At 64.8% G+C, this 25,879-nt stretch carries 32 protein-coding genes; 9 read left to right on the forward strand and 23 right to left on the reverse strand.

Annotated elements, in window-relative coordinates; all coding sequences use genetic code 11:
• Positions 1-245: 245 nt before the first annotated feature.
• From nudC to AC3A35_RS07275, 4 genes are all read right to left on the reverse strand, one after another.
• Positions 246-1,034: an NAD(+) diphosphatase gene (nudC, locus tag AC3A35_RS07260; protein WP_487435320.1), complete on the reverse strand. Its 789-nt coding sequence runs from the start codon at positions 1,032-1,034 to the stop codon at positions 246-248.
• 85 nt (positions 1,035-1,119) lie between these two features.
• Positions 1,120-2,034 (reverse strand): pirin family protein, encoded by a 915-nt coding sequence (locus tag AC3A35_RS07265; protein ID WP_487435321.1) that lies wholly within the window; start codon positions 2,032-2,034, stop codon positions 1,120-1,122.
• Positions 2,035-2,161: 127 nt separating this feature from the next.
• The gene (locus tag AC3A35_RS07270; RefSeq protein WP_487435322.1) at positions 2,162-2,635 is read right to left on the reverse strand and encodes a carboxymuconolactone decarboxylase family protein; all 474 of its coding nucleotides are present in this window, start codon (positions 2,633-2,635) and stop codon (positions 2,162-2,164) included.
• A gap of 248 nt (positions 2,636-2,883) precedes the next feature.
• A complete protein-coding gene (locus AC3A35_RS07275) occupies positions 2,884-3,789 on the reverse strand; it encodes an RNA polymerase sigma-70 factor (protein ID WP_487435323.1) in 906 nt (301 codons plus the stop codon).
• Between the two features lie 220 nt (positions 3,790-4,009).
• On the opposite strand from AC3A35_RS07275, the gene AC3A35_RS07280 reads away from it, so the two are divergent.
• Entirely contained in the window at positions 4,010-4,285 is a 276-nt protein-coding gene (locus tag AC3A35_RS07280) for a DUF2164 domain-containing protein (RefSeq protein WP_487435324.1), read from the forward strand.
• A gap of 41 nt (positions 4,286-4,326) precedes the next feature.
• Here AC3A35_RS07280 and AC3A35_RS07285 read toward each other — a convergent pair whose 3' ends face one another.
• From AC3A35_RS07285 to AC3A35_RS07305, 5 genes are all read right to left on the reverse strand, one after another.
• Entirely contained in the window at positions 4,327-4,656 is a 330-nt protein-coding gene (locus AC3A35_RS07285) for a heavy-metal-associated domain-containing protein (RefSeq protein WP_487435326.1), read from the reverse strand.
• A gap of 14 nt (positions 4,657-4,670) precedes the next feature.
• Positions 4,671-5,018, reverse strand: a complete 348-nt coding sequence (locus AC3A35_RS07290; RefSeq protein ID WP_487435327.1) for a hypothetical protein — start codon at positions 5,016-5,018, stop codon at positions 4,671-4,673.
• A gap of 292 nt (positions 5,019-5,310) precedes the next feature.
• The gene (gene cysK / locus AC3A35_RS07295; RefSeq protein WP_487435328.1) at positions 5,311-6,798 is read right to left on the reverse strand and encodes a cysteine synthase A; all 1,488 of its coding nucleotides are present in this window, start codon (positions 6,796-6,798) and stop codon (positions 5,311-5,313) included.
• A 62-nt stretch (positions 6,799-6,860) separates the two neighbouring features.
• Positions 6,861-8,342 carry a pyridoxal phosphate-dependent decarboxylase family protein gene (locus tag AC3A35_RS07300; RefSeq protein WP_487435330.1) on the reverse strand — a complete coding sequence of 494 codons (1,482 nt, stop codon included), beginning with the start codon at positions 8,340-8,342 and terminating at the stop codon, positions 6,861-6,863.
• 99 nt (positions 8,343-8,441) lie between these two features.
• Entirely contained in the window at positions 8,442-8,816 is a 375-nt protein-coding gene (locus AC3A35_RS07305; RefSeq protein ID WP_487435331.1) for a DsrE family protein, read from the reverse strand.
• A 233-nt stretch (positions 8,817-9,049) separates the two neighbouring features.
• On the opposite strand from AC3A35_RS07305, the gene AC3A35_RS07310 reads away from it, so the two are divergent.
• From AC3A35_RS07310 to AC3A35_RS07320, 3 genes are all read left to right on the forward strand, one after another.
• On the forward strand, positions 9,050-10,699 hold the full coding sequence (locus AC3A35_RS07310) for a winged helix-turn-helix domain-containing tetratricopeptide repeat protein (RefSeq protein ID WP_487435333.1): 1,650 nt from the start codon (positions 9,050-9,052) through the stop codon (positions 10,697-10,699).
• 134 nt (positions 10,700-10,833) lie between these two features.
• Complete coding sequence (locus tag AC3A35_RS07315; protein ID WP_487435334.1) at positions 10,834-11,556, forward strand: HupE/UreJ family protein; 723 nt, start codon at positions 10,834-10,836, stop codon at positions 11,554-11,556.
• A 20-nt stretch (positions 11,557-11,576) separates the two neighbouring features.
• Positions 11,577-12,308, forward strand: a complete 732-nt coding sequence (locus AC3A35_RS07320; protein WP_487435336.1) for a transmembrane anchor protein — start codon at positions 11,577-11,579, stop codon at positions 12,306-12,308.
• A gap of 74 nt (positions 12,309-12,382) precedes the next feature.
• Here the strand turns inward: AC3A35_RS07320 and AC3A35_RS07325 are convergent, their stop codons facing one another.
• Complete coding sequence (locus AC3A35_RS07325; protein ID WP_487435337.1) at positions 12,383-13,276, reverse strand: LysR family transcriptional regulator; 894 nt, start codon at positions 13,274-13,276, stop codon at positions 12,383-12,385.
• Positions 13,277-13,345: 69 nt separating this feature from the next.
• Here AC3A35_RS07325 and AC3A35_RS07330 point away from each other — a divergent pair, with 69 nt between their 5' ends.
• On the forward strand, positions 13,346-14,008 hold the full coding sequence (locus tag AC3A35_RS07330; protein ID WP_487435338.1) for a glutathione S-transferase family protein: 663 nt from the start codon (positions 13,346-13,348) through the stop codon (positions 14,006-14,008).
• A gap of 92 nt (positions 14,009-14,100) precedes the next feature.
• Here the strand turns inward: AC3A35_RS07330 and AC3A35_RS07335 are convergent, their stop codons facing one another.
• The 9 genes from AC3A35_RS07335 to AC3A35_RS07375 form a co-directional block, all read right to left on the reverse strand.
• On the reverse strand, positions 14,101-14,769 hold the full coding sequence (locus AC3A35_RS07335) for a VOC family protein (RefSeq protein ID WP_487435340.1): 669 nt from the start codon (positions 14,767-14,769) through the stop codon (positions 14,101-14,103).
• The gene (locus AC3A35_RS07340; RefSeq protein WP_487435341.1) at positions 14,766-15,461 is read right to left on the reverse strand and encodes an aspartate/glutamate racemase family protein; all 696 of its coding nucleotides are present in this window, start codon (positions 15,459-15,461) and stop codon (positions 14,766-14,768) included. Before AC3A35_RS07340 ends, AC3A35_RS07335 begins: the two co-directional genes overlap by 4 nt.
• A 100-nt stretch (positions 15,462-15,561) precedes the next feature.
• On the reverse strand, positions 15,562-15,930 hold the full coding sequence (locus AC3A35_RS07345; protein WP_487435342.1) for a cupin domain-containing protein: 369 nt from the start codon (positions 15,928-15,930) through the stop codon (positions 15,562-15,564).
• 33 nt (positions 15,931-15,963) lie between these two features.
• Positions 15,964-16,095 carry a hypothetical protein gene (locus AC3A35_RS07350; protein WP_487435343.1) on the reverse strand — a complete coding sequence of 44 codons (132 nt, stop codon included), beginning with the start codon at positions 16,093-16,095 and terminating at the stop codon, positions 15,964-15,966.
• 60 nt (positions 16,096-16,155) lie between these two features.
• Entirely contained in the window at positions 16,156-17,955 is a 1,800-nt protein-coding gene (locus AC3A35_RS07355) for a hypothetical protein (protein WP_487435345.1), read from the reverse strand.
• A gap of 205 nt (positions 17,956-18,160) precedes the next feature.
• Positions 18,161-18,799, reverse strand: a complete 639-nt coding sequence (locus tag AC3A35_RS07360) for an ATPase (protein WP_487435346.1) — start codon at positions 18,797-18,799, stop codon at positions 18,161-18,163.
• Positions 18,799-19,149, reverse strand: coding sequence for a type II toxin-antitoxin system prevent-host-death family antitoxin (locus tag AC3A35_RS07365; protein ID WP_487435347.1), 351 nt, complete (start codon positions 19,147-19,149; stop codon positions 18,799-18,801). Before AC3A35_RS07365 ends, AC3A35_RS07360 begins: the two co-directional genes overlap by 1 nt.
• Before the next feature lie 138 nt (positions 19,150-19,287).
• Entirely contained in the window at positions 19,288-19,677 is a 390-nt protein-coding gene (locus tag AC3A35_RS07370; protein ID WP_487435349.1) for a type II toxin-antitoxin system RelE/ParE family toxin, read from the reverse strand.
• An 18-nt stretch (positions 19,678-19,695) separates the two neighbouring features.
• Complete coding sequence (locus AC3A35_RS07375; protein ID WP_487435350.1) at positions 19,696-19,986, reverse strand: type II toxin-antitoxin system Phd/YefM family antitoxin; 291 nt, start codon at positions 19,984-19,986, stop codon at positions 19,696-19,698.
• Positions 19,987-20,223: 237 nt separating this feature from the next.
• Between AC3A35_RS07375 and AC3A35_RS07380 the strand changes: the two genes are divergently transcribed.
• The 3 genes from AC3A35_RS07380 (at position 20,224) to AC3A35_RS07390 (ending at position 21,627) form a co-directional block, all read left to right on the forward strand.
• Positions 20,224-21,057: an alpha/beta hydrolase gene (locus tag AC3A35_RS07380; protein WP_487435352.1), complete on the forward strand. Its 834-nt coding sequence runs from the start codon at positions 20,224-20,226 to the stop codon at positions 21,055-21,057.
• 157 nt (positions 21,058-21,214) lie between these two features.
• Complete coding sequence (locus AC3A35_RS07385; RefSeq protein ID WP_487435353.1) at positions 21,215-21,415, forward strand: hypothetical protein; 201 nt, start codon at positions 21,215-21,217, stop codon at positions 21,413-21,415.
• A complete protein-coding gene (locus tag AC3A35_RS07390; protein ID WP_487435355.1) occupies positions 21,415-21,627 on the forward strand; it encodes a DUF3330 domain-containing protein in 213 nt (70 codons plus the stop codon). The genes AC3A35_RS07385 and AC3A35_RS07390 overlap by 1 nt, the downstream gene beginning before the upstream one ends.
• 75 nt (positions 21,628-21,702) lie before the next feature.
• On the opposite strand, the gene AC3A35_RS07395 is transcribed toward AC3A35_RS07390, so the two are convergent.
• The 3 genes from AC3A35_RS07395 to AC3A35_RS07405 form a co-directional block, all read right to left on the reverse strand.
• Positions 21,703-22,215, reverse strand: coding sequence for an inorganic diphosphatase (locus AC3A35_RS07395; RefSeq protein ID WP_487435356.1), 513 nt, complete (start codon positions 22,213-22,215; stop codon positions 21,703-21,705).
• Between the two features lie 128 nt (positions 22,216-22,343).
• Positions 22,344-23,264: a glutaminase gene (locus AC3A35_RS07400; RefSeq protein ID WP_487435357.1), complete on the reverse strand. Its 921-nt coding sequence runs from the start codon at positions 23,262-23,264 to the stop codon at positions 22,344-22,346.
• Positions 23,265-23,297: 33 nt separating this feature from the next.
• Positions 23,298-23,786, reverse strand: coding sequence for a cold-shock protein (locus tag AC3A35_RS07405; protein WP_487435358.1), 489 nt, complete (start codon positions 23,784-23,786; stop codon positions 23,298-23,300).
• Between the two features lie 207 nt (positions 23,787-23,993).
• Here AC3A35_RS07405 and AC3A35_RS07410 point away from each other — a divergent pair, with 207 nt between their 5' ends.
• Positions 23,994-24,653 carry a PIN domain-containing protein gene (locus AC3A35_RS07410; RefSeq protein ID WP_487435359.1) on the forward strand — a complete coding sequence of 220 codons (660 nt, stop codon included), beginning with the start codon at positions 23,994-23,996 and terminating at the stop codon, positions 24,651-24,653.
• 210 nt (positions 24,654-24,863) lie between these two features.
• On the opposite strand, the gene AC3A35_RS07415 is transcribed toward AC3A35_RS07410, so the two are convergent.
• The gene (locus AC3A35_RS07415) at positions 24,864-25,658 is read right to left on the reverse strand and encodes a winged helix-turn-helix domain-containing protein (RefSeq protein ID WP_487435361.1); all 795 of its coding nucleotides are present in this window, start codon (positions 25,656-25,658) and stop codon (positions 24,864-24,866) included.
• Between the last annotated feature and the right edge of the window lie 221 nt (positions 25,659-25,879).

The raw sequence follows: 25,879 nt of genomic DNA on the forward strand, positions 1-25,879 counted from the left end.
TCGACGTCGAAGTTGAGGGGGCCGGCGGAGAAGGGCCGGCAGTCGCAAACCACACTCGCCACGTCTCTTCGACGCAGCGCCAGCCCCTACCCGATACAGGTACGCAATGTAGCAGCCGGGCGGCCGCGGGCAAAGACCTCGCGGCGCGTCACGGCATTTCCCGCAGTGGCAAATCTCATTCGAACCGTGCGCATGTCGGCACCCAATGCTGGCGGTGACCCGCTCAGGCGAAGACTCGTCTTGCATCAAGGGCGTTCGCGATCCGGATCCCCGTGGCGCGCCGCATCGATCAGCCGCCGCGAGATGCTGACCGGATCCGGCAGCGGCGGCAGCGCGTCGAGCGCAAACCAGTCGGCGGCCTCGATCTCGTTGTGGTCGGGGGTGAGCGTCCCGCCCGCATAGTCGGCAAAGAAGGCGACCATCAGCGAGTTGGGGAAGGGCCACGGCTGGCTGTGGAAATAGCGGAGGTTGGCGATTTCGATGCCGACCTCCTCGCGCACCTCGCGGCGGGCGCATTCCTCCAGGGTTTCTCCGGGTTCGACGAAGCCCGCGAGGGCGCTGAACACGCCCGGCTTGAAGTGGGGGCCGCGGGCGAGCAGCAGCTTGTCGCCGTCGCGCACCAGCACCATGACCGCCGGCGAGATCCGCGGATAGGCAACGAGCCCGCAGTTCGGGCAATGCATCGCGAGCTCGCCGGATCTCATCGCGGTCCTCGTTCCGCACTTGCCACAGAAGCGGTGATGCTGCTGCCAGTCGAGCAACTGGGTCGCGCGCCCGGCCAGGGCAAAGGTGTCGGCACCGGCGAGCTGGAAGATGGCGCGCAGGGGCGTGGCTTCGCCCGACGGAATGTCGGGAAGCCGGTCGACGTCGGCGGCGTAGCACGGGAGCCCGAGCAAGCGGCCGACTGGCAGCACGTTCTCGGGATTGCCGAATTCGGCGGCCAGGCCCGACGGAAAGATCGCCCCGGCGTGATCGACCGTTGTCGTCAGCAGGCGGTGCTCGAAGCGCAGAATCCAGTAGGCGCGGGTGTTCATGGTGCTGTCCGAAACAGTGTGGTCGAGCACGAATGATAGCGGGCGGTAGCTTCGGGGCGATCGCCCGCGACCTGCCTCCCCGAAGCTACTCCGGCAAGGGAATGAACTCGATCGCGTCGCCGGGCACCTTGGGAAAGCGCCCCTCCTTCCAGTCGCGCCGGGCCTGTTCGATGCGCTCCTTGCGGCTGGACACGAAGTTCCAGTCGATGAAGCGCTTGCCGAGGGGCTCGCCGCCGATGATCGCGATGCGCGACTCCGCGGTCGCCTCCAGCACCACGCCCGCGACGTCGGAAAACACCGCCATCGCATGCTCCGGAATCACGGTGTCCCGTGCCTTCAGGCCGCCCTGGGCGACATAGACCGCGCGCTCCGGGGCAGCGGGCAGGGCGAGGGTCTGGCCGGCGTGCAGATGGGCTTCGACATAGAGCGTTTCGGCGAAGACCTTCACCGGCGAGGTGACCCCGTAGGCCGTACCCATCATCACCCGCACCGGCACGCCGTCGACCGTCACCGCGGGAATGTCCGCCGCGGGGTAGTGCAGGAAGGCCGCATCGACTTCCTCATCCTTCTCCGGCAGCGCCAGCCATAGCTGCAGGCCGTGCAGGCGGTGCGGCGTGGCGGCCCATTCCGGGCGTTCGCGCTCCGAATGCACAATGCCGCTGCCGGCCACCATCAGGTTGATGTCGCCGGGCCGGATCGGCTGCAGGCTACCGAGCGAATCGCGATGCAGGATCTCGCCTTCGAACAGATAGGTGACGGTTGCAAGATTGATGTGCGGATGCGGACGCACGTTGATGCCTTCGCCGGCGGGAAATTCCGCCGGCCCCATGTGATCGAAGAAGATCCACGGGCCCACCATCTTGCGCTGCGCGGTCGGCAGCGTCCGCCGCACGGTGAAGCCGCCCAGATCCTTGTCGCGGGGCTGGATGACAAGCTCGATCGCACCACAGGCTTGCTCCGCCGTGCAGTCCTGTTCCACTTGCCGAGTCAGATTGCTCATGGGGCACCTCCGGTCCGGGTTGTCGCCTGCGTCCGGTCGCGGACGCAGGCATCGGCCCCTGTTTTACCACGGGGGAATAGCCCGTGAAAGGGCCAGGCCGCTTCGGCTCCGGATCACCTCTGCGCTTTCATCCCTGCAGCGGCACCGGATTCCGCATCCCGACGCTGACGCGGTTCCACGCATTCATGTTTGCGATTGCCAGGGTGAGTTCGGTGATTTCCTGATCGCCGAAGTGTTCGCACAGGGCGGCGAATGCGGCATCCTGGTCGGCTTCGCGCTGCGGATACGGCGGCAGCGTGAGCCGTTCGGCCCAGGCCAGGGCGGTGCGCTCCCGCTCCGAGAAGAACGGAGCCTCCTGCCAGGCGGCCACCATGTTCAGCTTGCGCGGGTCTGCGCCGGACTTGATCAGCGCGCTCCAGTGCATGTCGAGGCAGAAGGTGCAGCCATTGAGTTGCGACACGCGCAGGAAAACGAGCTCGACCAGATCGGGGCCGATGCTGCTTTCCTTGACGGCGCCAGTGAATGCGATCAGGGCCTGGACGGACTTGCCACCAAGCTTGTAGTAGGGCAGGCGGGGCTGGTGCCGGGTATTCGTGTTCATGTGGTCCTCGTCGATCAAAGGTCAGTGATGCGGGTTGGTGATGCCGGCCGGATGGCCTGCATGCTTACAAGACGAATCGCGCGGCGGATTTGTGACCGGGTCGAAGAAAATAACGCGGCGACCATGCCGCGGCCGGCGCTGTGGCCCGGCACGACAGGTCGTGCAAGGCTCGGCACACGGGCCGCGCGCCGCGGATTTTGTGGCGGATGTTCGAACCCGGAGCGGACCGTCGGGTGACGAGAACGGCGCTAGGTGGACACCGGGTCGGGCGGCGCTCGCAGTTCTTCCGGCAGGTGCCCCAGCTTGTCCGGGTTGCGCACGATATAGCAGGCGTGGATGTGCTCGCCGTCGGTGATCAGGCTGATTGCTGCGTCGAAGCGACCATCGAGGTAGCGCAGCAGGCCGGGCTCGCCGTTTATCGTGGCGTGGCGGTAGCTCAGGCGCGGGCCGACCTGTCGTGCGACCGCTTCGAAGAATCGAACGATGCGCGCCACCCCGTGCAAGGCGCGCAGCACCGACAACACTTTTCCGCCGCCATCGGCCACAAACTGGGCGTCGGCGGCAAAGAGGGCGGTCAGCGCCGCGCGGTCGCCGCTGCGGGTGGCCTCGGTGAAGCGTTGCAGCAGCGTGTGGTGGGCCTCGCGCGTCACCGTCACGCGGGGCCGGTCGCTGCGCACCCGGCTGCGCGCCCGATGCACCAGCTGACGGCAGGCGGCCTGGTTGCGGCCGAGCAGATCGGCGATCTCGTCGTAGTCGGCGTCGAAGACCTCATGCAGCAGAAAGGCCGCCCGCTCCTCGGGCGACAGGCGTTCCAGTACCGCCAGAAATGCAACCGACACATCGCCCGCGAGTTCCACCACCTGCTCGGGTGTGCGCTCCGGCGACACCGGCTCGATCAGCGGCTCGGGCAACCACGGCCCCTTGTACTGCTCGCGCGCGGCACGGGCGCTGCGCAGCTGGTCGATGCACAGCCGCGTGGTGACGCTGACCAGCCAGGCTTCGCTCGACTGGATGCCGGCGAAATCGGCGCCCTGCCAGCGTAGCCATGCATCCTGCACGGCATCCTCGGCATCGGCGCGACTGCCGAGCATGCGATAGGCGATGGCCATCAGGCGGGGGCGGTGGGTCTGGAAAACGGTGTGCGGTGTGTCCATGGGTGTCGGCTCCGTGCGCCGTCTTGTCGGCATACCGGCGTAGACGTGGCGGGCGGCGGGTTTGTGACAAGGTAGTCGACCGACGCGCGATCGGAAAGACCCTCAGCCTTCCGGGTACCTCGCATCCCATGGACATGGGCCGGCTCCGTTCGTATGCTGTCGCGCACATGGCCCGATGCTGCCGTGCCCGTTCTGCAATACGACTCCCGGAGAGATACCCATGTCGATTGAACTTCCCAAGGACGTGCGCAACGAGGCCGTGGCCTCCATCCAGCGCTACTTTCGCGAGAACATGGAAGAGGACATCGGCAACGTTGCCGCTGGCGGTCTGCTCGGCTTCGTTCTCGAGGAGGTTGGTCCGAGCATCTACAACAAGGCGGTCGCCGATGTCCAGGAACGCCTGCACTTGCGCATCTCCGAACTCGATATCGAGGTTCACGAGGAAGAGTTCCCGTACTGGCGCAAGCATGAGCGCCAGGCCAAACGACGCAAGTGAACATACGGCCGAAAGATGCAGTACCTGGCTCGCCTTGCCGGCTAGTTCGCGAGCTCGGTTTCGAAGCCCGCGTTCCGGCGGATCGTCCGGCGGATCTGGTCGAGGCTGACGCGCTGGGCATCGTACTCGATCGTCGCCTTGTGCTCGGCGTAGCTCGCTTCCACATGGCGTACGCCGTCGACCCGCTTCAGGGCGGACTCGATCAGCACCGGGCAGGGCTCGCCGATCATTCCGCTGACCTGGAGGGTGGCGCGGGTGGTGGTGTCGGGTTGGGGGGCGCCGCTGCCCTGGGCGAGCACGGCCCCGGGGGCGGCGAACAGTTGGGCGAGCACGATCAGGTGCGCGATGAGCAGTTTCAGTGCGGATTTCATGATGTTCTCCAGGGTCAGCCGAGCGTGGGCAGGATCAGGTATTCGAAGACGTTGATCGCGACCGCGAGTGCGGTGGCGACCCACAGCAGCGTTCGCGCGCTGCGTCGCGCGGTGGTACAGGCGCAATCGCGGCGGACGTACAGCAGGTAAAAGCCGGCGGCCAGCAGCACGATCGTCAGCACGCTGGCGGGCAACTGCAGATGAGCGTACCGGGCGAGCCATCCGAGGCCGCCGATGCCGAACGCGATGCCGAGCATCGGGCCGATGCAGGCCGCGCCGGTGGTCACCGCCGCGGCGATGCCGGCGATGGCCGCGGCGCCGCCGAGGCGCTCGCGGGTCCTTGCAGGGGGAACTTGCTTCATCTTCATCTCCTGGTTGGGGTAGCACCGAGTCCATGCCGCCGGAGCGGGCCTTTTCCGAGGTTTTTCGATCCGTCAGGCATGAGTCCAGTGTGCAGGGGGTGGCCTGCCGGCGCTTGAAGGTCGGCTGGTTTTGCGCTGGAGAAAGGCTGAACTTTCCGTTGCGGAGGTTTGCGCCGGTGCCAATGCAGCGCCCGGAGGCAGGGTCGGGCGGATGGCGGGTCAACGAAGAAGGCCGCCCTGGTCCACCCCTTTGGGGGCGGACGAGGGCGGCCGTTGGCGGGGCGACCGGCCGTCAGCGCGGGTGCAGCCAGCCCGGCAGGAAACTGTACGGGTCGGCGTTGACGGTGGCGTCGTACGGGATCCGATGGCGCTGCAGCCGTTGGGCCAGCGCGCCGGCCTTGCAGGCGTCGAACAGATCGGTGCAGCCGCCGACGAACTCCCCGGCGATGAAGATCTGCGGGAAGGTGTTCCAGCCGGTGCGTGCGGCGAGCGCCTCGCGCACCTTGCCGCCGCGGTTGCCGTCCTGATAGGCGACCGAGTCGAGATCCACCGAGCGGTAGCGGATGCCGTACCGGGCCAGCACCTTGCGCACCGACCAGCAGAACTCGCACCACTCCAGCGCGAACATCACCACCGGATTCTCGGCGTCGGCCACCAGCGCGTCGACTTCGGCCACCGCCGCCGGGTCGAGCACCGGCGCGGCCTCGCCGGGCGGCGCGGCGGCCGGGGCGGCGACGTCGAAGCGGTAGCCCGCGGTGGAACGGGAGATTTCCTGCTCCTCCTCGGTCATGTCGGCGGCCACGCCCTCGAACAGCGGCGTCGACAGGTAGCGCTCGCCGGTATCGGGCAGCATGCACAGGATGTTGGCCCCCTCCGGCGCCTCGGCGGCGACCTGCAAGGCGCCGGCGAAGGTGGCGCCGGCCGAGATGCCGACGAAGATCCCCTCGCGCCGCGCGAGGTCGCGGGCGCACCGCAGCGCGTCCGTGCCGGCGATCGCCAGAAAGGTGTCGATGCGCCGGCCGTCGGTCACTTCCTCGGCCAGGCGGGGCACGAAGTCCGGCGACCAGCCTTGCATCAGGTGCGGGCGAAACGCGGGGTGGCTGTGGCTGTGGGCGCCGTCCCGGGTGCGCGCCTGCGGGACGCCGCTGGCGAGGATCGCCGAGTTGTCGGGCTCGCACACCACGATGCGGGTGTCCGGGCTCTTCTGGCGCAACACGCGGGACACGCCGTTCAGCGTGCCGCCGGTGCCGAAGCCGGTGACCCAGTAGTCGAGCTGGACGTCGTCGAACGCCTCGAGGATCTCGACCGCGGTGGTGCGCACATGCACCTCTGCATTGGCCGGATTCTCGAACTGGCGCGGCTGCCACCAGCCGTGCTCGCGGGCAAGCTCCTCGGCCTTCGCGACCATGCCCGAGCCCTTCTGCGAGGCCGGCGTCAGCACCACCCGGGCGCCCAGGAAGCGCATCAGCTTGCGCCGCTCGACGCTGAAGTTCTCGGCCATGGTGACCACCAGCGGATAGCCCTTTTGCGCGCACACCATGGCCAGGCCGATGCCGGTGTTGCCGCTGGTGCCCTCGACGATGGTCTGGCCCGGCTTCAGCTCGCCGCGGCGCTCGGCATCCTCGATCACGCCCAGCGCCATCCGGTCCTTGACCGAGCCCATCGGGTTGAAGGCCTCGATCTTCACGTACAGGTTCACGTGCGCCGGCGCGAGATTGTTGATGCGCACCACCGGGGTGTTGCCGATCGTGCCCAGGATGCTGTCGTATCGCTTGCCCATTTTGTCTCTCCTGTCGAGGTGCCCGGCGCCGCACGAACGGCGCGGTGCTGCCTTCTATTGGTTTATTGGATCAGTTTTGCCGCAGATGCAAGGGACGCGCGGCCCGTCGTCAACACCCTGCCGATCTCGATGACCTCATCCACCAGTGCATCGGCATGGGCCATGGTGGTGCGCGCGCCGACGAAGCACGGGCGGATCGCCAGCGCACCGTTGATCACCGTGGTGCTGGGCATGCTGCGCCCGCGATGCACGAGTTCGCGGTGGATGCGCTGGTTCAGCGCGTTGAGGTCGTCCGCGTTGCCGCCGACGTAGCGGAAGCAGCAGATCGACAGCGTCGGCGCCTGCACCACCTCCAGCTCCGGGTGGCCCGCGGCACGCTCGGCCACGTGGCGGGCCATCGCGTTGTGCCGGCACACCCGCTCGGAGAGGCCGTCGCGGCCGATCTCGCGCAGCAGCGCCCACACCACCGCGCCGCGCGACGGCGCCGACAGCTCGACGCCGAAGTCGGCATACGGAATGCCGAGGCCGTCCATCGAGTGGGTCGCCGCGTCTTCGCTGCAGGCCCCTTCCAGGTAGTCGGCCGCGGTCTGGGTGAAGGCGCGGTTGAGCAGCGCACGGTCGCGCACGAAGGTCGCCCCGATGCCGACCGGCGCCCCCAGCCACTTGTGGGGATCCACCACCACCGAGTCGGCCAGCGCGAGGCCGTCGTACAGCGGCCGAAGCCTGGGATCGAGGATGCCCGGCAAGCCGTAGGCACCGTCCACGTGGAACCACACGCCGTGCTCATGGGCGATCTCGCCGAGCGCGCGCAGATCGTCGATCGCACCGGCGTTGGTGGTGCCCGCGTTGGCGACCACCGCCACCGGCAGCAGCGCGGCGTCGGCGTCGCGTTCGAGATGGCGCCGCAGTTGGTCCGGAATCATGCGCCCCATCCGGTCGCCGGCGACCATCACCACCGCTTCGCGCCCCATGCCGAGCACCGCCGCGGCGCGCCGGATCGTATGGTGGCTGGCCGCGGTGGCATAGATGCGGCTCGGCCGACACAGGCCGTCGCGGGCCGGGTCGACGCCGATGCCCTCGAAGGCGGCCTGGCGCGCCGCGCCCAACGCCACCAGGTTGGCCACCGAACCGCCGCTACTGTACAGACCTTTCATGGCGGGCGGCAACTCGAACATTTCGGCCATCCACTGCAGCGACAGCTCCTCGAGGAAGCTGAAAGCAGTCAGGCCGAGTCGCTGTGGGGAGGCGACTGCGCCGGCCACGGTTGCCAGCGCGCCGACCGAGGTGGCCCCGGTGGTGATGAAGGCGGTCGAGCCCGGGTTCGGGATCTGCGAGCCGTTGGGAATCAGGTAATGGCCGATTTCGTCCATCACCGCGGCGATGCCGACGCCGCGCGCCGGCAGCGGCTGCTCGAGGGCCGTACGCCACCGGTCCGGCGCCTGCATTGCGTCCGGATGCTCGAACTTCAGGTAGCGGTCGAGATCCCCGCCGAGCTGCGCCAGCCACCGGCCGAGATTGCCGCATTCCGCTTGCTCACTGTTCATGGTCCGACTCCTTCGCTTCCGATCGGCGGCCCGCCCTGGGGCGGGCCGCCGGGAGGGGAGGGGCCGGCACGCACGGCGGCGGCCGGCCCGGTGCCGCTCCTACGCGAGCACCTGTGCGCCGCTGGCCAGGAAAGCCATGGTGCGCGGCGCACCGGCGATCTCGACCCCGTCGTTGAGATCGGCCTGGGTGAGACCCTTGGCCTTGGCGCAGGCCGGGCACAGCCAGATCTTGCCGCCGTTGGTGCGGTACGCGGCCATCAGATCGGCCAGCGGCTCGTAGCCTTCGGCCACCAGATCATCGGCACCGCCGCGGACGCAGATTCCGGCCGCAGCGGCAGAGGCGAAGACGGCGGTCTCGCAGGTTTTCGAGGCCGTCACCGCCAGGACGAAGGCGATTGTGGCGCGCTCGACGTCGTCGGCGCCGTGGTTGCAATTGACGAGGTACTTCTGTTCGGTTTGCTGGTTCGTGCTCATGGTTGAATCCTCCGTTGGGGTTGCTTGGGCTGGGTGCCGGCAGCGATTCCATCTTATGGACGACGCTGCCGCGACACTTGCAGGGCAAGTGGTCTTGTTGTGGAGAATTCATGGAGCTTGGCCTACCATCGATAACATCGACCCAGTCGCCATGGTCCACCTCCGGAATCGCGTCCCGTTCGGACGTGGATCGGTCCGGTGGCGCCCGCGGGGTCTCACCGTGAGGTGCGGTCATGCGCTACAGCTTCGACGCGTTCTCCCTCGATACGGACCGCTTCGAGTTGAGTCGCGAGGGCACACCGATCCATCTCGAGCCGCAGGTTCTCGAATTGCTGGTGCTGCTGGTCGAGAACTGCGGCCGGATGGTGAGCAAGGACGAGATCATCGACAAGATCTGGCACGGCCGGGTCGTTTCCGAGGCCGCGGTCAGCAGTCGCATCAAGGCCGCCCGCCAGGCCCTCGACGATGACGGCCAGGCCCAGCGCTGCATCCGCACGGTCCACCGGAAGGGGTTCCGCTTTGTCGCCGAGGTCAGCAGCAGCGCCGCGGACGCCAGCAGCAGCGCCGCCGAGGACGCGGCTCCCGAGCGGCCCGGCGAGGCGCCACCGGCAGCGGTCGAGCGGGGGTTCGGGACGCCGCCGGCGGCATCGGCCGTCGCCGCAGGGTCAACCGGCGCCGGCCACGCGGCACGGCCGGCGGTCGCCGTGTTGCCGTTCAGCAATCTGTCGGCGGATCCCGATCAGGAGTATTTCTCGGACGGCGTCACCGCCGACCTGATGGCGCGGCTGTCCAAGCATCGCTGGATCGACGTCATCGCCCGCAACACCAGTTTCGGCTACAAGGGCAGGGCGGTGGACGTGCGCGAGATCGGCGCCACGCTGCGGGTCGATTACGTGGTCGAGGGCAGCGTGCGGCGGGCCGGCAACCGGGTTCGTGTCGGCGTGCAACTGGTCGATACGCACAGCGGACACAGCAAATGGGCGGAGCACTACGATCGCGAACTGGCGGACATCTTCGTGGTGCAGGACGAGATCACCGAGATGATCGCCGCGCGGCTCGAGCCCGAGATCGGCTTCGCCGAACGCAACAAGCTGGTCCAGTCGCGGCCCCCGGACCTGCAGGCCTGGGACTGCTACCACCTCGGCATCCATCACTTCTACAAGTTCACCGGGCCCGACAACGTCGAGGCCCAGCGCTTGCTGCGTCGCAGCCAGGAGCTCGACCCGCTGCTGGGCGAAGCCTTCGCCTGGTGGGCCTACGCGCTGATCCTCGGCATGATCTACTGGGAAACGCCGCCCACCGCCGAGCTGCTCGACGACGCCCTGGCCGCCTGCGACCGGGCACTGGAGATCGACGGCCAGAACGCCACCTTCCACGCGCTGCGCGCCCGCGTGCTGCTGGCCCGGCGCGAGTACGACCAGGCGATCGCCGAGAACCAGGCGGCGATCGCGCTCAACCCCTCGTTCGCCGCTGCGCACTGCGGCCTCGGCGATTCGTTCACCTACGAGAAGCGCTATGAGGAAGCGATGCACTGCTTCGACCGGGCGATTGCGCTGAGCCCGAACGATCCGCAACTGTGGGCCTTCTACTCCTACGGTGCGCTGGCGATGATCTTCATGGGCGAGTACGCCACCGCGCTGCAATGGACCGACCGCGCCGCGAGCATCCCCAACTGCCAATACTGGACGTGCGCCCACCGCGCGGTCGCGCTGGCCCATCTCGACCGGCTCGACGATGCACGCCGCACCGGCGAGCGGCTGCTGCGCGAAATGCCGCGCTTCTCCTGCCGCTTCGCCCGCGAGAAGCTCTTCTATCTGCGCGAGCAGGACCAGGTGGAGCGCTACCTCGAGGGCTTGCGCCTGGCCGGCGTTCCGCAAGCCTGAGAGCTCGATGCCCTGCGATCCGTGGGGCCGTGGACGCTGCCGGCGAGACTGATGTCCGTTACCATACCCGGACACTGACGGTCCGCGTCTTCATCGACGGTGGGGCCGTGACTCAAACTCATCGGAAGCGATCCATGACTCTACTGTTCTCGGTCCGGGGGCGGTCGGCATCCGGCCCGTTCCTGCACCTCGCCACTGCCGCGCTGCTCTACTTGCTGGTGAGCGCTGCCGCTCACGCCCATGGCGTGGCCGACGGCGACAAGGGCTATATCCAGGAGATAAGCGGCACGCAGTTGTTGCCCTTCACCTATCTCGGCGCGAAGCACATGGTCACGGGCTACGACCATCTGCTGTTTCTCGCCGGGGTGATTTTCTTCCTCTACAAACTGAAGGACATCGCGCTCTACGTCAGCCTGTTTGCGATCGGCCACTCGGTGACGATGCTTTACGGCGTTTATGCCGGGGTGAATGTGAACCCGTATCTGATCGACGCGATCATCGGTCTGTCCGTGGTGTACAAGGCGCTGGACAACCTCGGCGCCTATCAACGCTGGTTCGGCGTGCAGCCCGACACCAGGATCGCAACCCTGGTTTTCGGCCTGTTCCATGGCTTCGGCCTGGCGGCGAAGATCCAGGAATTCGAGATCGCCCCGGACGGCCTGCTGCCGAATTTGCTGGCTTTCAACGTCGGCGTCGAAATCGGCCAGCTGCTCGCACTGGGCGCGATCCTGATCGCGATGGGCTACTGGCGGCGTACCGCCGCATTCCTGAAGCATGCCTACACCGCCAACGTCGCCATGATGTGCGCCGGGTTCATGCTGATCGGGTACCAGCTGACCGGCCTCTTCATTTCCTGATTCCTGCGGAGTCCTGACTCATGTACAACACCGATCTTCCGACCCGGGCCGAATTGCCGAGCACCCGTCAATTGCTGCGCTCCACCGCCATCGCGGCGTTGATCGCAGCCGGCCTGCTCGTCACCACCGTGCTGCCGGCCGAGTACGGCATCGATCCCACCGGTGTCGGCCGTGCCCTCGGTCTTGCCCGGATGGGCGAGATCAAGGTTTCGCTCGCGACCGAGGCGAACGCCGAACAGGCGCGCGCCGCGGCAGACCTTGCTCCGGCCGCCGCAGCGCTACCCGCGGCAGTCGCGACCACGGCCGTGCCGCAAGCTCAGGGTCTCGAGCAAGGGCAGCAAGCCGGTCACGAGCAAGCGGCATCGGCCGCGGCGCCGCCCGCAGCGACGACACCCGCCGAGGAGTCCGCCGCAGCGGTGGCGCCGGCGCGCGAACATACGGTGACGATCAGGCTGAAGCCCGGCGAGGCCGCGGAGATCAAGCTGACCATGCAAAAGGACGCCAGCGTCCAGTACAAGTGGTCCACGGTCGGCGGCCCGGTCAATTACGACACCCATGGAGATCCGCACAAGGCACCGAAGGGTTTCTACCACGGCTATGGCAAGGGCAAGAATGAAACCGCCGATGCCGGCACACTGCAGGCCGCCTTCGATGGCAAGCATGGCTGGTTCTGGCGCAACCGTTCGGGCGCCGCGGTCACCGTTACGCTGCAGACGAGTGGCGACTACGCGCAGATCGAACGCGTGCTGTAAGTCGGGTATCGCCCCGTGCCTGGCGTCCTGACCCTACGGCTGATGTAAGACAGCCGTCTGCGAACAATGCCCGGTCAATTCAGTACAACCGTCTGCGCCAGGTGTCCGAAAACCGTTGAAACGCGGCGCAGGTGTCGCGACTCGGGGTGTGCCAGAAGCCAAAGCTCGGTCTGGCATTCGTCAATGACCTCCGAGACCTTCCTCAATTCACTTCGACCTTCGGCCAGGAACAAAGGAAGGACCGCTACGCCCAGGCCCATGCCGACCAACTCGGCCGCGGTGAGGATGCTCGACACCAGATAGACCGGGGAAACCTTGGGGAAATGGCGTTTTCTCCAGAGTACCGAGGGATGTTCCGGCAAGTCGTCATCGGGGGCAATCCACGATACCGCTGGAGCCAATGCATCCTCCAACGAACCGAGCGGGCTCCTCTCCGGCGCGTACAGCGCAACACGAATCGGCCCCAGGTGCTTTCCCACCAGATGCTCGGGAGGACGCCTTGTGGCCCGGACTGCAATATCCGCATCCCGTCTGCTCAGGTTTGCCGCTTCGTTGCCGGTATGCAGGTCGAATGTCAGCAGCGAATGAGTCTCGTGCAATGCCGCAAGCGCAGGCGCAACCAGTCCGTGCAGGATGGTATCGGTCGTGCTGATCCGGACCGAACCGGAAACCTTGTCTGGCTCGGTCTGAACGACTGATCGCGCAGCCTCGAGCTCTGCTTCGAGCCGTTCCGCGTGTACCGCAAGCGACTGCATCGTTTCCGTCGGCAGGTAGCCCGATCGCGTGCGTTCGAACAACGATTGCGCCAATCCACGCTCGATGCGCTGAATAGCGCGAAACACCGTCGAACCGTCGATACGGAGTCGCTCCCCGGCAGCGGCCAGCGAGCCGCCACGCACCACCGCCAGAAGAATCTCCAGATCGGCAGGAGTGAGGCGGTATTGCGCTTCTGCATTCACAGTTTGCATGGCTCGCTATTGATGTTGCGACTGTGCAATTCTAGACTGCGCTTCAGCTCAGCTCAATTGGAGAGAAGCATGTCGAACCTGACCCTGATCAGTCATCCGCTGTGCCCTTACGTGCAACGCATCGTCATCGTGCTGACCGAAAAGGGCATCGCTTGTGTTCGCAAGGAGATCGATCTGGCCAACAAGCCAGCGTGGTTTCTGGCGATTTCGCCGCTCGGGAAAACGCCCGTGCTGCTGGTCGAGGACACCCCGATCTTCGAATCCGCTGCGATCTGTGAATATCTCGAGGATGCCATCGAGCCCCGTCTGCACCCCGCGAACCCGGTCGATCGTGCCCGGCACCGTGGCTGGATGGAGTTCGGGTCGTCCATCCTCAATGCGATCGGCGCGTTCTACTCGGCGAAAGACGAGGATGCGCTCCAGCGCGCAGCGCTGGATATCCGCCGGAAATTCGACCAGATCGAGGCCATTCTGGGCGACGGCCCGTATTTCACCGGCGAGCCCTTCAGCATTGTCGATGCCGTATTTGGTCCGGTGTTTCGCTATTTCGACGTCTTTGACCAAATCAAGGACTTTGGTTTCTTTGCCGGGCAGCCAAAAGTCGGCGCATGGCGCGACGCGCTCGCGATGCGTCCCTCGGTAAGAGATGCCGTACGCGACGACTATCCCCAGCTTCTGACGAAGTTCCTCGAAGCCAGGCAGTCGGCGCTTGGCCGCCACATGCGAGCCTGATGATCAGAAGCAGATCACGGTGCTGCTCGACCGGAAGTATTTCGCCGATCAGGCTGCAGCACACTGGCGGAGCAGGGGAGCGGCCGCCGCGTTCATAGCAAACGAAGCCCCTGCGGAGTATCGATGTGCGCGACCAGGTATGCACCGCGCTCACCGCTCGATGGCGAAACAGAAAGCGCCCCCTCGATGCCGATCGACCGCAGCAAGCGAGAGATACGCTCTGGCTCCGGATGAAAAAGTTCGAGCTCGACGAGAGACAGCCCATGATCCTGGAGCTTGGTCGCCGGGTGTGCTTCCGTTTGCCACTCGATGAGTGAAGGGGCGATGCCGTCCAACGGAAGGGCGCCATCAGTGGGAATGGTGATGAGCCAATTGAGCGCGCCACGGCTCATAGGCTCGATATTTCCAAGTGCTTCCGAGCAAGCGGAAGCGGTTGCGTGTATGTCGGGGGTTCGCGCTACCCAGGTGGAGAGCGCAGGCGCCGAATGCGGGCGCAGGGTGTCGAGCGCAAACCAGCGGGGCCTCGTTGGCGCGGGAGCCTCGGGGTTAGGGGAGATGACTTCCAGGAACAAGGAATCGCCCAGCCGCAGAAGAAGATTGTGCGTTCCCATGCGGGGATGTTCCCCGCCAGGCTGAGGCGCGATCCCGAGCGACTGACGTACAAACTCAGCGCCGACTTCAAGCGTTGGTGCGGTGACGGTAAGGTGGTCGATGCGGCAACTCGACACTCCGGGGCCCCCACCATTCGAGTCGGACGTCATGGGAAAAGCGCCTTCTCGGCGGCCATGCGCGCGTGAATGGTGGTGGTGTCGAACAGCGGGACTGCAGCGTCGTGCTGGCCAACCAGCAGGGATATCTCCGTACACCCGAGAATGATGGCCTCTGCGCCTTGGGACGCAAGGCTTTCCATGATTCGTCGATACTCACCGCGCGACTCCGGCTTGACCACACCAAGGCACAGCTCGCCGTAGATGATGCGGTGAACAGTCTCGCGGTCTTTCGAATCCGGAACGATGACCTGAAGGCCGTGACGCGCACTCAATCGGTCGCGGTAGAAGGCCTGTTCCATGGTGAACCGCGTACCGAGCAGGCCAACAGTTGAATGACCCGCGCGCTTGATTTCGGTGGCCGTTGGATCGGCAATGTGAAACAGGGGAATGGCAACGGCCGCCTCAATGCTGGAGGCCACCCTGTGCATTGTATTGGTGCACAGAACCAGGAAGGATGCGCCCGCCGCTTCCAGTGCGCGAGCGGCATCGGCCAGGATGGCTCCGGCGGCTTCCCAGTCATCGGCATGCTGAAGTCGCTCGATTTCGTGGAAGTCGACGCTGAAGAGGACGATCCTGGCCGAATGCAGGCCGCCCAGGCGTTCTCTGATCGTCTCGTTGATTTGACGGTAATAGGGAATGGTCGACTCCCAGCTCATGCCGCCGATAAGTCCAATGATCTTCATGAACGCTCCGGTCCGAGAACTGCCGACGCCCGGCGCTGAGCTGACCGGCGCAACCCGGCAGCGTGGGGCGATGAGTCAAGCAGCTGCGCGAACGGGCGTGTCATATCGGGCGTAATTGCTCGGCAAGCGACCGGGTCTTTTCGGTAGCAACATTTCCCGTATGGAGCGTCGATTTACGCTCAATCAACATGATATGGCACTCGTGCTCGGCTACAGGGTTGTGTCGGACGCCCTTGGGAACAACGAACATCTCGCCTTCAGACAGTTCAACTGAACGATCTTCCATTTCAATGCGCAAGCGGCCTTTGAGGACGAGAAAAAGCTCGTCTTCGTTTTCATGGCTGTGCCACGCCAGCGAGCCCTCGACTTTGGCTACCTTGATGTATGAATCGTCAACCTCGGCAATAACGCGAGGGGACCAGTGTTCGGTAAGTGACGCTGCAACCTGCTTGGGTGACGTGATGCTCAAGGTATTGCTCCACTATTGGTTAAACGTCTGAATTCACTGGCCTAACCGGTCCATGGTTTCCTTGGCGCCATAAGGGCTTTTGACAACCACCAATCCATCGGCGGCGCTGGCAAACGAACTGATCGCCAATACGGCAATTGCCGCAAGGGAACGAAACGCTCTCATTGATTTCTCCTCTTGTGCCAATGCGAAATGGCGCTGCCCGGACGATCGGGATGTCGATCGTTATCGCGGCACAGACGCCCGAAGTAACAAATGCAGGCTCGGTCGCGAGCCCGCGAGTTGCGGGCGGGTCAGCCGGGCTGGCGGCCTGCGCTCTGTTCCCTGCCCAGCCACCGCCTGTTGCAGCGCCGACAGCGCGCGTTCCGCATTGTGCATCTGGTCTTCCAGCCCGCGCTGCAGTCCGGTCTGCGCCGCCGCGCTGAACACGGCCAGCCCCTTCTCGGCGGTCAGCCGGCGGCTCAGCAGGGCCTGGCGCAATTCGGGTTGGCGCAACTCGAGCATGGCCGCTCCCATGGCGTAATAAAGCAACTCGCGGCGGTCGAGCTTGAGATCGCGACGGATCCGTTCGTATGGCGGCGGGTCGGGCAGGGTCAGCTTGATGAACAGGCTCGGTATCAGATAGGACATCGGGTGCGGTATCGCGATGTCGATGAAAAAATCCATCACGTGGCAGTCCGACATCTGCTCGCCGAACAACTTCCACGCGGATGCACCATATCGCACCAGCGCCCCGGCCGGCACGGTGTCGGCACGACCGCGTGGCGTGGTCTGCTTGAGCCGCGGATCGCTCGCCACGCTGGCAATGCTTGCCCAGCCGGCGGCACGCGTGGCCGAGGGGCGCGCGATCCAGCGCGCGATGTTGCGCCAGTATTCGCGAATCTGTGCGTAGTGCGCCTGGCCGGCCGCCGATGCGTTGAATCCCTGCGACTTGATCGCTGTCTGCGGGTCCGGTTCGTAGGCAAACTCCGGCTTCACCCCGCTGACGTTGATATTGACGAAATGGTGGAAGGTCGCGTCCACCACCACGCGTCCCACGCTCGCCGGGCGGCCGTTGTAGGCCGCAATGACCGGATACTCGTCGGCATGCACATCGGTGTTCGGATCACGCACCGACTCGGTGGGGTCGTCGAAATACGGGTCCTTGGTCCGCGCCTTCACACGCGCCCAGGCCACGACCTCCGGTGACACGCGGGCGCCTCCGCCGGGCACCTCCGGGAACTCGTCGTGGTCGGTGCCGGAAATGGTGAAAGTGCTCGCCAGATCGTCCGGTATGCGACAGCGGCCCTCGTGCATGTGATCCGGAAGCACCCGGATGATGCCGTTTGCGCCGCACAACAGCGGGTGCGGCGCCAGTTCGCGAACGCCGAACACGCCGCCGGCCACGCCGCTGACGTGCTCGCTCACCACGTGCATGACCGGCCGGATCTGCTGTGGGACGTCGTCGGACTGGTCCTGGAACTCGAAGTGCGCGTTGTGCCCGGTCTGCAGCGTATCGAGGCGGTAGGGGCCGATCGGAACCGGCGACCGGCTTGGGTCGGGCACGATGCTTTTGAAATCCTGGCCGCCGACATAGGCATCCCACACCGAATAGTCGGCTTCCCAGTAGCGCATATTGCGCACCCGCGGCACCTTGCCGCACAGATCACGCCCCAGGTCGTCATGGTCGCCGGTCGCGAACACGCCGCCGCCGCCGTTCATGAATGCGCCCAGCACCTCCGCCTCGGCGTTGCTCAGCACGTGTTCGTCGGGATCGCCGTAGGGGCCGTCCGGATTGCTGCTGGCGAAGCCCATCAGCCAGACCTCGTCGTAGTCGTCCGGATTGAAGTACGAGCCATTGAAGCGGAATCCGGTGATGTCGGCGCCCGCCGTATGGGACACCGTATCGGGCCAGCGGTGGGCCTTGGTCACCACGCAAGTACCCGCCGCCTCCAGGGCGCCGACCAGTTCGGTCAGGCCGAAGCGCTCGCCGGCTTCGTGGTAACTGCCCTCGCCATCCGTCACCATCAAGACGCGAATCGCCATATCGACCTCCTCTTCAGGCGAGTGCGGTCTTACGGACAGCCGGCGATGGATTGCCGGTGGCACCTGCCGCGTTCGCGTCGATCCGGTACGGATCCACGCGCCTGGCATTTGCAGTAGTTGAGGTATAGCCAATGCGTCCGACATGTTCAAGACGGGTTCATGCCGATCCGGGGCCACTTTTTGCGATCGCGGATGGCTTGCCCCCTCAGGACGGTGGCGCGAGCGACAGGGCCGCCTCGACCAGCGGCTTCGCCCAGTCCGGCGTATGGCGCAAGTCTTCCGGCGCGGTGGGCCACAGGGTGCGGCCTTCAACCATCTCCAGCACCGGCAAGGGGTCGGGGATCGTGCCGTCGGGTGCGGCTGCGGCGCTGTTGTCGAACACGCGCAGGCAGGCGAGGTGGGGCATCAGTGCGATCAGGTTCGCGCGCGAGTTCACCCAGCGTTCGCGGATTTTGGCTTCCGCAATGTCGTGACCGCCGGCCGCAACGCGGGCCCGGACCCGGGCGAGGTGCAGCTCGGGCGAGTTCAGGCCGCAGAACCAGACGATCAGGTCATGGGTCGCAGCCGCTGCCTTCAGCCGTGCGGGTACGGCCTTGCCCCCCAGGGTGGTTTCGAAGGCGTACGCCTGCCTCTTGGTCAGAGCCGCGTCCAGGCGGCGCATGCCTTCCTGCCAGGCGTCGGCATTGGCCTCGGTTTGCGAACAGCCCGTGGCGGCGTGCAGCTCGCGGGCGTAGTGATCAGGGTTGAACCAGGACAGCCCGGCCTGTTCCAGCAGGTAACCGCCGACCGAACTCTTGCCGGCACCATTGACGCCCGCCAGCACAAAGACGACCGGGCGCGGCATCAGCTACGGCTACCGGCCTTGAGCTTGCCGTTCAACTTGGCGGGAGAGCGAATCAGCGCGCGCAGCCGATCACTGGCATCGTCGGCCTGCAAGGTGGCCAGGCGCTCGTCGAAGCGGCGCCGCAGTGCCTCCAGCGCCTGGTTGTCGTCCGGTGCGGCCAGTGCGTCGAAGAGCGCGGTGTACTCGGCGATCGACAGGATCACCGCTTCGGGCTCGTTATGGTTGGTGACGACGATCTTGCCCTTGCTGCCCACCGCCTTCATCACCCCACGCCAGCCGAGCCGCTTGACGTCGGAGGCCGGGGTATGGGAAAGGCTGCCGAGCGCATCCAGCTTGAGGGATTGAACCATGTTCGATGCTCCGCGAGGGAATGAGGGAAATATACCCAAATTTCCCTTTTTGGCCAATTATTGTCGAGGGTGAGTGGCCGGTTCGGCGTGCGCGACCGCCTGTTGCAGCGGCGACCGCGCTCGCACTATGGCATGAGCCTAGTGTCCCCAATGCCCCTCGAAATCAAGCGATAGCTGGCGCTGGTGTCGGATGGCGAGGAGATAAATCGCCCCACCAATCAACGCGTAGAGCAGCAGGTAATCCTTGAGGAAGTATTCACGCAAAGCGTCCGTATCCGGTGTCAGTGCCGACAACTTTGCGCGCAGTACTGCCAGCGCATTCGTTGTTTCGACGGAGCGCGGCTGGCGGGCCATGAACGGCCGCCCCATTTCCGGGAAGCGCTCGAGGTTGGGAATCACCGTGTCGAGCAGTTCATCGAGCAAGCCGTCGAAGGCCTGCGGCACTTCTGCTTCGGTCAGGAAACGTTCGATGTCTTCGAGGTTGCGCTCGAAATTCGCGCTGAGTTTGACGACCGGTTTTCTCGCCACAAGTAACCCCGCCCGAACTCAGGCGCTACGGCGGCGCTTGATGGACTGGATCACGCTGCGGGCGTCCTTCACCTTGCCAGCGGCAAGGTCGTCGAGTCCCTTGGAGGCGTCGTCGATCAGCAGCAGATGAATGCGCTCGCGCTCCAGCTGATGGTAGTAATCCAGACGGCTGGCGTCGATCAGGGCGACATAGCTCTCGCCGTTCTTGGTAATGATCTTCTCGGCACCGCCTTTGACCTCTTCGGCCAGCTCGGAGAAGTTCGCTCTCGCGTGCGAGAGGGGAATGATGTCGCGTGCGGAAATGCCCATGATGGCCTCCTGAATCGCACAAGATGTGCAGAATTCTGTACATCTTACGCTTGGGCGTTCGGGGGTAACAGTGGAGCCTGGTTTGCTGCGTGGATCAAGCACTGTTTGCGCAAACATGAAGGGATGGACCAATGCGGTATCGGCCATGGGCCCCAGTTCGCTTGAGTATCCATCAAGGCTGGCTATCCTGAAGATCGGAACACGACAGCGCCGCCCTCGCGACCGGGAGCCCCGTAGTTGAGACCCATCTGCCGTTTCTTTTCCACGTACCTCGCGCTGACGCTGGGCGGGTGTGCTTCGGCGGGAAACCCGCCGAATCCCGAGACGAGCGTTTGCGGCTGGCTCAAGGAGCCCTTCGTCTTCATGATGTGGAGCCGGCTCGCCGGCAAGCCCGACCCCGGCCGGGCTGAGGCCGTCCCCAACGCCGAGGCGACCACCTACCGCACCCGTGACGGCCGCCTGCTGCGCGGCTACAAGCTCGGCAGCACCGCCCCCGGCGGCGCGGTGGCCGGCACGCTGCTGGTTGCCCAGGGCAATGCCATGCTTTCCGATCAGATCCTCACGAGCCTGAGCGGCTTCGCCGAGGCTGGGCTCGAGGTCTACATCTTCGACTACCGCGGCTACGGCGCCTCGGAGGGCCGGCGGCGCCTGCAGGCGATCGTCGGCGATTACCGCGAGATGGCCGACGCGCTGCTCATCCCGGCGAACGGCCGGCGCCTGTTGTACGGCATCTCCTTCGGCGGCGTGGTGATGCTCAACGTCATCGGCGCGGGCGCCGAATACGACCGCGCCGTGATCGATTCCACCCCGAGCCGCATCTCCGGCCTCGGCTGCCCGGCCCGATACGACCCCGTGGGCAAGCTCCCCGCCGATGCATCCGACTTGCTGCTCATCGCAGGGGAGCGCGATACCGTGGTGCCGGTGCGCGATTCGGCGGAACTGCTCGGCCAGGCAAAGACCCTCGGCGCGCGCACCGAAGTACGGCCCGAATACGACCACCCCTTCATGGACCGGGACGACGAGACGCGCCGCGCCCGCCTCGGGCTCATCCGCGACTTCCTGCTCGAGTAGGGCAGGGCGCACCCTCGGGCATTTTTCAAGTTGAGTGATCGCGTAGCGAGACTTTCCACCACTTTCATCTTCGCCGGTGCAGGCTTGTGCTGAAACTCCGCTCCGCCGGGCCTGTCTTCCCTTACACACGTCATCTGCAGGCGGACGCGGGTCCGGTTTGCCGGAACGCAGGCCGCGCGAGCGCGTGTTCGACGGGCTCGAAGCGGTGCTCGGGCGCGTCTGGAAGACGGTCTGCGTGCGGGCCGACGACGAAGGGTTGAGCCCGCGCGACGCGGCCAACCTGGTCGGGCTCGAACGGGTACAGACGGCGATGCGAAGCGCGGGCTGTGAGCCGCAAACGGAGAATGGAGAATCGTGATGCCAGACATACATCCCGACAAGATCTCGTCCGACCCGGAGGTCAATTGCGCCGAGTGCATGAAGAAGATGCCGCTCTCGGCGGCCTACGACCCTGACGACATGGACTATGAGGAAAACTTCTGCGCCCGCGAGTGCTACGAGGCGTGGACCCGAAAGATGGCCCGGGAGCGCGACGCGGAGGCCGGCGGCACAGAGGACGCGGCGCAGTGAGCAGCCTCGGGGGAACTGAAAAATGCGCAGGGCATGCATATTTTTTGTTTCGCTGAACTGGCGTGCCAGAACATCTCAGAACGTGACCGGAGGCCCTTTCCAGGTGCCGTCAACGGGTGCGGCACGAGCGATCGCATCGCTGGCCGTACGCCAACCCTCGCAGGCGTTGCGGCCCGGGCTGCGGCGCCAGCGGTTGAGTAGTGCCTTGCAGCGCGCGTAGAGGCGGAAGAAACGGAGCACCTTTTCGCGCTCCGCCTCGGTCAGCGGGGCGGCGCTGCAGATCAGTTTGTCGTCGCTCATGCCGCGGTCGGTCATGGTCACCGCGCCCCGCGCCCTGATCCGAAGGCGAGTACCGAGGGGCAAACGCGGCCCGAGCACCAGCGCATCCAGCAAATCGCCTTCAAGCCCCAAGTAATTCGGCACCGAGCCGTAGTTGAACGGACACGGGAGGGGCGAAATGAAATCGATGTGCCCGGTGGAGCCGCGTTTCAGGAAACAGCCTCGCGGCACCTCGATCACCACCTCGACCTCGGGTGACTCGTCCGTTACCCCGAGGGTGGGGGCGGGATCGCAGTTCTCGTCCTTCATGGTGTGAGCCTCCCAAGCCCGACGGAATCAAGCGAAACTCCTCCCGCCTATCGGTAGTGCGGCAGGGCAGCGCGTGCTGTTGCTCACATGCATGGCCAGGGAATCAATGGTGTCTGATCCTGTTGATCTCAGAATATCGACTGCCCCGTCAAATCGGTGAACCGCTCGAGCGCATACGTTCCCACCAGCGAATTGCCATTCGGATCCAACCCGGGCGACCAGACGACGACCGTCGCCTCCCCAGGCACCACGGCGAGGATGCCGCCGCCGACGCCGCTCTTGGCGGGCAACCCGACCCGATATGCGAAGTCCCCTGCCGCATCATAGGTGCCACAGGTGAGCATCAGCGCGTTCAGGCGCTTGGCCGGGCTGCGTTCGAGCACCTTCACGCCGTTCCACGGCACCGTACCGTGCTGTGCCAGGAAACCGCCGGCCCGGGCCAGTTCCACGCAGGTCATCGTGATCGAGCACTGGCGGCAGTAGTTGTCGATGACGTGGTCGACGTCGTTGTCGAAGTTACCGAAGCCCTTCATGAAGTGCGCCATCGCGCTGTTACGGTGGCCAGTGGCGCGCTCGGAGCGGGCAACGGCCGGATCGAGATCGATGCCCGACTCGTTCGAGAGCATGCGCATGAACTGCAACACCGCAATGTCGGCCTGCACGAAGCGCGACGTCAGGATGTCGGTGATCACCAGCGCGCCGGCGTTGATGAAGGGGTTGCGCGGGATCCCGCGCTCATACTCGAGCTGAACCAGGGAATTGAACGGATTACCCGACGGCTCGCGCCCAACCCGCTTCCAGATCGCATCGCCCTCGCGGGAGAAGGCGAGCGCCAGCGCGAACAGCTTGGTGACGCTCTGCAGCGAAAACCGGGTGTCGGCATCGCCAACCTTGTAGATGGTGCCGTCGAGCAGGTGGACCGCCATGCCGAAGCGCTCGATCGGCACCTTGGCCAGCTCCGGAATGTAGCTGGCGAGCTCGCCCTGGCCGATCAGCGGCTGGACTTCGGCTTGGATGGTTTCGAGAATGGCGGCGTAATTTGGACGCATGCAAACGCAGGACAAGAAACTTGGGGCCCCATTCTAAAGCAGCCCAAACCCTGAGTGGTCGGACGGCTCGGGCTGCTTGTCGCCAGGCGGCGAGCTTTGCTCACTGTACGGACGGATGCCACCAAAGTGGATGGCCCCGATTTCTCCACTGTTGCTTGCAAGCATGTCGAGGGAGTCAATGGTGTCTGACCCCATTGATTCTTGATTCTTTGCCACCGCCAGCGGCAGGATGCGTCCGAGCAGGCTGCGTCTGGGGCGCCGTTCCATCGCCATCCGGGGCACCGCACGGGGTGTTGGACGCGGAGACGAAGCCTGCTGTGGCCGGCTCAGCGCCTTTGCCCGCTTGCGCCCGTCCGGGCCGGTCTCTATCTCGAAGCCCTGCGTCTCACCCACGCACGGTCGCTGGCCGTCGCGCGGGAAGGCCGATACATGCACGAAGACCTCCGTTCCGCCCTCCGCCGGCGTGATGAAGCCGAAGCCGCGATCGTCATTCCATTTGGTGGGGGTGCCGTGGGTTTTCATGTGGTTTTCAAAGCTGATATGAGAAATAGGTCCTCATCGCCATGCAGTTGGACTGCACCTCGTCGGGCCGCCCCGAGGATAATGGCATCAAGAGCCGTTACTGTTGATCCCGGCAATCCAGATTGCCCTGCTCAATGACAAAGGACGCTGCGGAACGATGTCAATATAGGCGTCTGCGGTCCGATGGTCGCAGAACCGGAGTGAAACTTGCGAACGAACCATGTGCTGATCGACTTCGAGAACGTCCATGTGAAATCGCTCGACCTGCTCACGGGCGAGCACTTCCGCGTGATCGTGTTTCTCGGGCCGAAGAACACCAAACTGCCGGTCGATCTCGTGCTGGCGATGCAGGACTTTGGCGAACGGGCGGAGTATGTCGTTCTCGAGGCAACCGGGACCAACGCGCTGGATTTTCACCTGGCGTTTCATCTCGGACGGCTGGCAACCGAGAACCCGGACGGGTTCTTTCACATCATCTCGAAGGACACCGGATTCGATCCGTTGATCCAGCACTTGAAATCGCGCAAGGTGTTCTCCGCACGATCGGCCAGCATCGAGGAGATGCCCTGTTTCGCCGCTGCGAAGCCGATTCCGGCCCTGATCAAGCCGGCGGATGTCGTGCCATCGGCACCGCCGGCCGGGGCGCCCAGCTTCGAAGAGCTGTGGCGTCTCGCCCTCGCGCATCTGGTGACGACCAAGGCAACGAAGCCGACAAAGACCAGTACCTTGCACAGCACGATACATGCGAAGCTGGGCAAGGAACTGCCGGCATCGACCATCGACGTGGTGTGCTCGGAGCTGGTCAAGCGCGGATATGTGAAGGTGAGTGGGAGTGCGGTGACGTATGCGCTGCCGCAGGATGGGTGAGCGCCTTTGGTCGGGATTTGCAGGTGAAGGTGGTCGCAGTGATCGGCAGGCACTTTGCCTGTGTCGCCAGTCGCATTTATAGGCAGCGATGGTTTTCTGTGGGGCGGGGCTTCAGCCCGCCACAGGGCATGACCGGGCTACGGAAGCAACCGCTCAACGCCTGAATTAACCCGCGCCGAATGGGTCGGCGTTGAGTGATCTGTGCGGCCATTACATTTTTTCAAGAGCTGCCTCAAGTGAGGCTTTAACCCTTTTCCTTTGTATTTCAGGGTCTTCTCGTTGAATGTACTCAACCGCGGACAGATCATCACCTCGCTTTCTGTTCTGGCGAGGTTCTAGCGCTTCAATCAAGATCGCCTCAAGCGCTGGGATCATCTTTGCGGCTTCGTATGTGGCGGGAAGTACGCCTAGAAGGCCAGCTTCTGAGACTGGCAAAAGCCCAAACCATGAGAAACGGTCCCAACGGGCAGCCATGCGATCAAACGTGTGCTCGAACAAGCGACGCCCCAGCGGTCTATCTGTCGTACGGCCAATGTAGATGACCTCTCGCCCGTCGTACAACAAATAGATGCCGAGTTGTTTGTTGAAATCGACGGGGGTGGCGCCGATCTGTTGCATGCCGAGGAGCTTTGGCCTTGCAACCCATTGGATTGCATCGCGGCGCCAGAACATACCGAAGGAGGTAACAATGTCGTACTGCTCTTCGGTCTCTTCCGATTCTTCGACTTCGGGTGTCAACTTGTCCTTGACAGGCTGTGGTTGAAACGGGCCGGCCTTTGCCAATGCAAAGGTCCCCTTGCCAACGCGAATATAGGGTGATTTTTCACCGTCACGCTTTATTGACGCGGTGATTTGTGCGTTTACGGTCGCGGCTGGGGTTGCACCTAGGCTCGTCCGCAAACAATCCGCGAGGATTTTGTCGGTGATCTCTTTATAATGGAGCGGAGTCGTAGCCGTCCCCAAAACTTTGTCGATTGCCCCACGCCAGGTTAGTTCTTTTGCCATGCTTCCCTCGTAAATTTGGGGCCTAACGACGGTGTAGAAAAACCCGATTTCCGGGCATGCGGTTCCTGTCGGCGATAACCGACGATGTCTTGTTCATCATATCCCGGTCCGAATTGGCCTGAGTCCGTCATTCGTTCGTCTTCCGTCGTTGGAGTCCTTCCATTGCAGGCATTGAGAGGCGTATCGCCGGTGGCTGTCCCGCTCATTGTGCATACCCGTGG

The organism is Azoarcus sp. Soil_N_20 (assembly GCF_057656155.1).

What these genes read in the sequence shown, in the direction of transcription:
- nudC (WP_487435320.1), bottom strand. Translation starts at nt 1,034, where the DNA reads ATGAACACCCGCGCCTACTGGATTCTGCGCTTCGAGCACCGCCTGCTG.
- AC3A35_RS07265 (WP_487435321.1), bottom strand. Translation starts at nt 2,034, where the DNA reads ATGAGCAATCTGACTCGGCAAGTGGAACAGGACTGCACGGCGGAGCAA.
- AC3A35_RS07270 (WP_487435322.1), bottom strand. Translation starts at nt 2,635, where the DNA reads ATGAACACGAATACCCGGCACCAGCCCCGCCTGCCCTACTACAAGCTT.
- AC3A35_RS07275 (WP_487435323.1), bottom strand. Translation starts at nt 3,789, where the DNA reads ATGGACACACCGCACACCGTTTTCCAGACCCACCGCCCCCGCCTGATG.
- AC3A35_RS07280 (WP_487435324.1), top strand. Translation starts at nt 4,010, where the DNA reads ATGTCGATTGAACTTCCCAAGGACGTGCGCAACGAGGCCGTGGCCTCC.
- AC3A35_RS07285 (WP_487435326.1), bottom strand. Translation starts at nt 4,656, where the DNA reads ATGAAATCCGCACTGAAACTGCTCATCGCGCACCTGATCGTGCTCGCC.
- AC3A35_RS07290 (WP_487435327.1), bottom strand. Translation starts at nt 5,018, where the DNA reads ATGAAGCAAGTTCCCCCTGCAAGGACCCGCGAGCGCCTCGGCGGCGCC.
- cysK (WP_487435328.1), bottom strand. Translation starts at nt 6,798, where the DNA reads ATGGGCAAGCGATACGACAGCATCCTGGGCACGATCGGCAACACCCCG.
- AC3A35_RS07300 (WP_487435330.1), bottom strand. Translation starts at nt 8,342, where the DNA reads ATGAACAGTGAGCAAGCGGAATGCGGCAATCTCGGCCGGTGGCTGGCG.
- AC3A35_RS07305 (WP_487435331.1), bottom strand. Translation starts at nt 8,816, where the DNA reads ATGAGCACGAACCAGCAAACCGAACAGAAGTACCTCGTCAATTGCAAC.
- AC3A35_RS07310 (WP_487435333.1), top strand. Translation starts at nt 9,050, where the DNA reads ATGCGCTACAGCTTCGACGCGTTCTCCCTCGATACGGACCGCTTCGAG.
- AC3A35_RS07315 (WP_487435334.1), top strand. Translation starts at nt 10,834, where the DNA reads ATGACTCTACTGTTCTCGGTCCGGGGGCGGTCGGCATCCGGCCCGTTC.
- AC3A35_RS07320 (WP_487435336.1), top strand. Translation starts at nt 11,577, where the DNA reads ATGTACAACACCGATCTTCCGACCCGGGCCGAATTGCCGAGCACCCGT.
- AC3A35_RS07325 (WP_487435337.1), bottom strand. Translation starts at nt 13,276, where the DNA reads ATGCAAACTGTGAATGCAGAAGCGCAATACCGCCTCACTCCTGCCGAT.
- AC3A35_RS07330 (WP_487435338.1), top strand. Translation starts at nt 13,346, where the DNA reads ATGTCGAACCTGACCCTGATCAGTCATCCGCTGTGCCCTTACGTGCAA.
- AC3A35_RS07335 (WP_487435340.1), bottom strand. Translation starts at nt 14,769, where the DNA reads ATGACGTCCGACTCGAATGGTGGGGGCCCCGGAGTGTCGAGTTGCCGC.
- AC3A35_RS07340 (WP_487435341.1), bottom strand. Translation starts at nt 15,461, where the DNA reads ATGAAGATCATTGGACTTATCGGCGGCATGAGCTGGGAGTCGACCATT.
- AC3A35_RS07350 (WP_487435343.1), bottom strand. Translation starts at nt 16,095, where the DNA reads ATGAGAGCGTTTCGTTCCCTTGCGGCAATTGCCGTATTGGCGATCAGT.
- AC3A35_RS07355 (WP_487435345.1), bottom strand. Translation starts at nt 17,955, where the DNA reads ATGGCGATTCGCGTCTTGATGGTGACGGATGGCGAGGGCAGTTACCAC.
- AC3A35_RS07360 (WP_487435346.1), bottom strand. Translation starts at nt 18,799, where the DNA reads ATGCCGCGCCCGGTCGTCTTTGTGCTGGCGGGCGTCAATGGTGCCGGC.
- AC3A35_RS07365 (WP_487435347.1), bottom strand. Translation starts at nt 19,149, where the DNA reads ATGGTTCAATCCCTCAAGCTGGATGCGCTCGGCAGCCTTTCCCATACC.
- AC3A35_RS07375 (WP_487435350.1), bottom strand. Translation starts at nt 19,986, where the DNA reads ATGGGCATTTCCGCACGCGACATCATTCCCCTCTCGCACGCGAGAGCG.
- AC3A35_RS07390 (WP_487435355.1), top strand. Translation starts at nt 21,415, where the DNA reads ATGCCAGACATACATCCCGACAAGATCTCGTCCGACCCGGAGGTCAAT.
- AC3A35_RS07395 (WP_487435356.1), bottom strand. Translation starts at nt 22,215, where the DNA reads ATGAAGGACGAGAACTGCGATCCCGCCCCCACCCTCGGGGTAACGGAC.
- AC3A35_RS07400 (WP_487435357.1), bottom strand. Translation starts at nt 23,264, where the DNA reads ATGCGTCCAAATTACGCCGCCATTCTCGAAACCATCCAAGCCGAAGTC.
- AC3A35_RS07405 (WP_487435358.1), bottom strand. Translation starts at nt 23,786, where the DNA reads ATGAAAACCCACGGCACCCCCACCAAATGGAATGACGATCGCGGCTTC.
- AC3A35_RS07415 (WP_487435361.1), bottom strand. Translation starts at nt 25,658, where the DNA reads ATGGCAAAAGAACTAACCTGGCGTGGGGCAATCGACAAAGTTTTGGGG.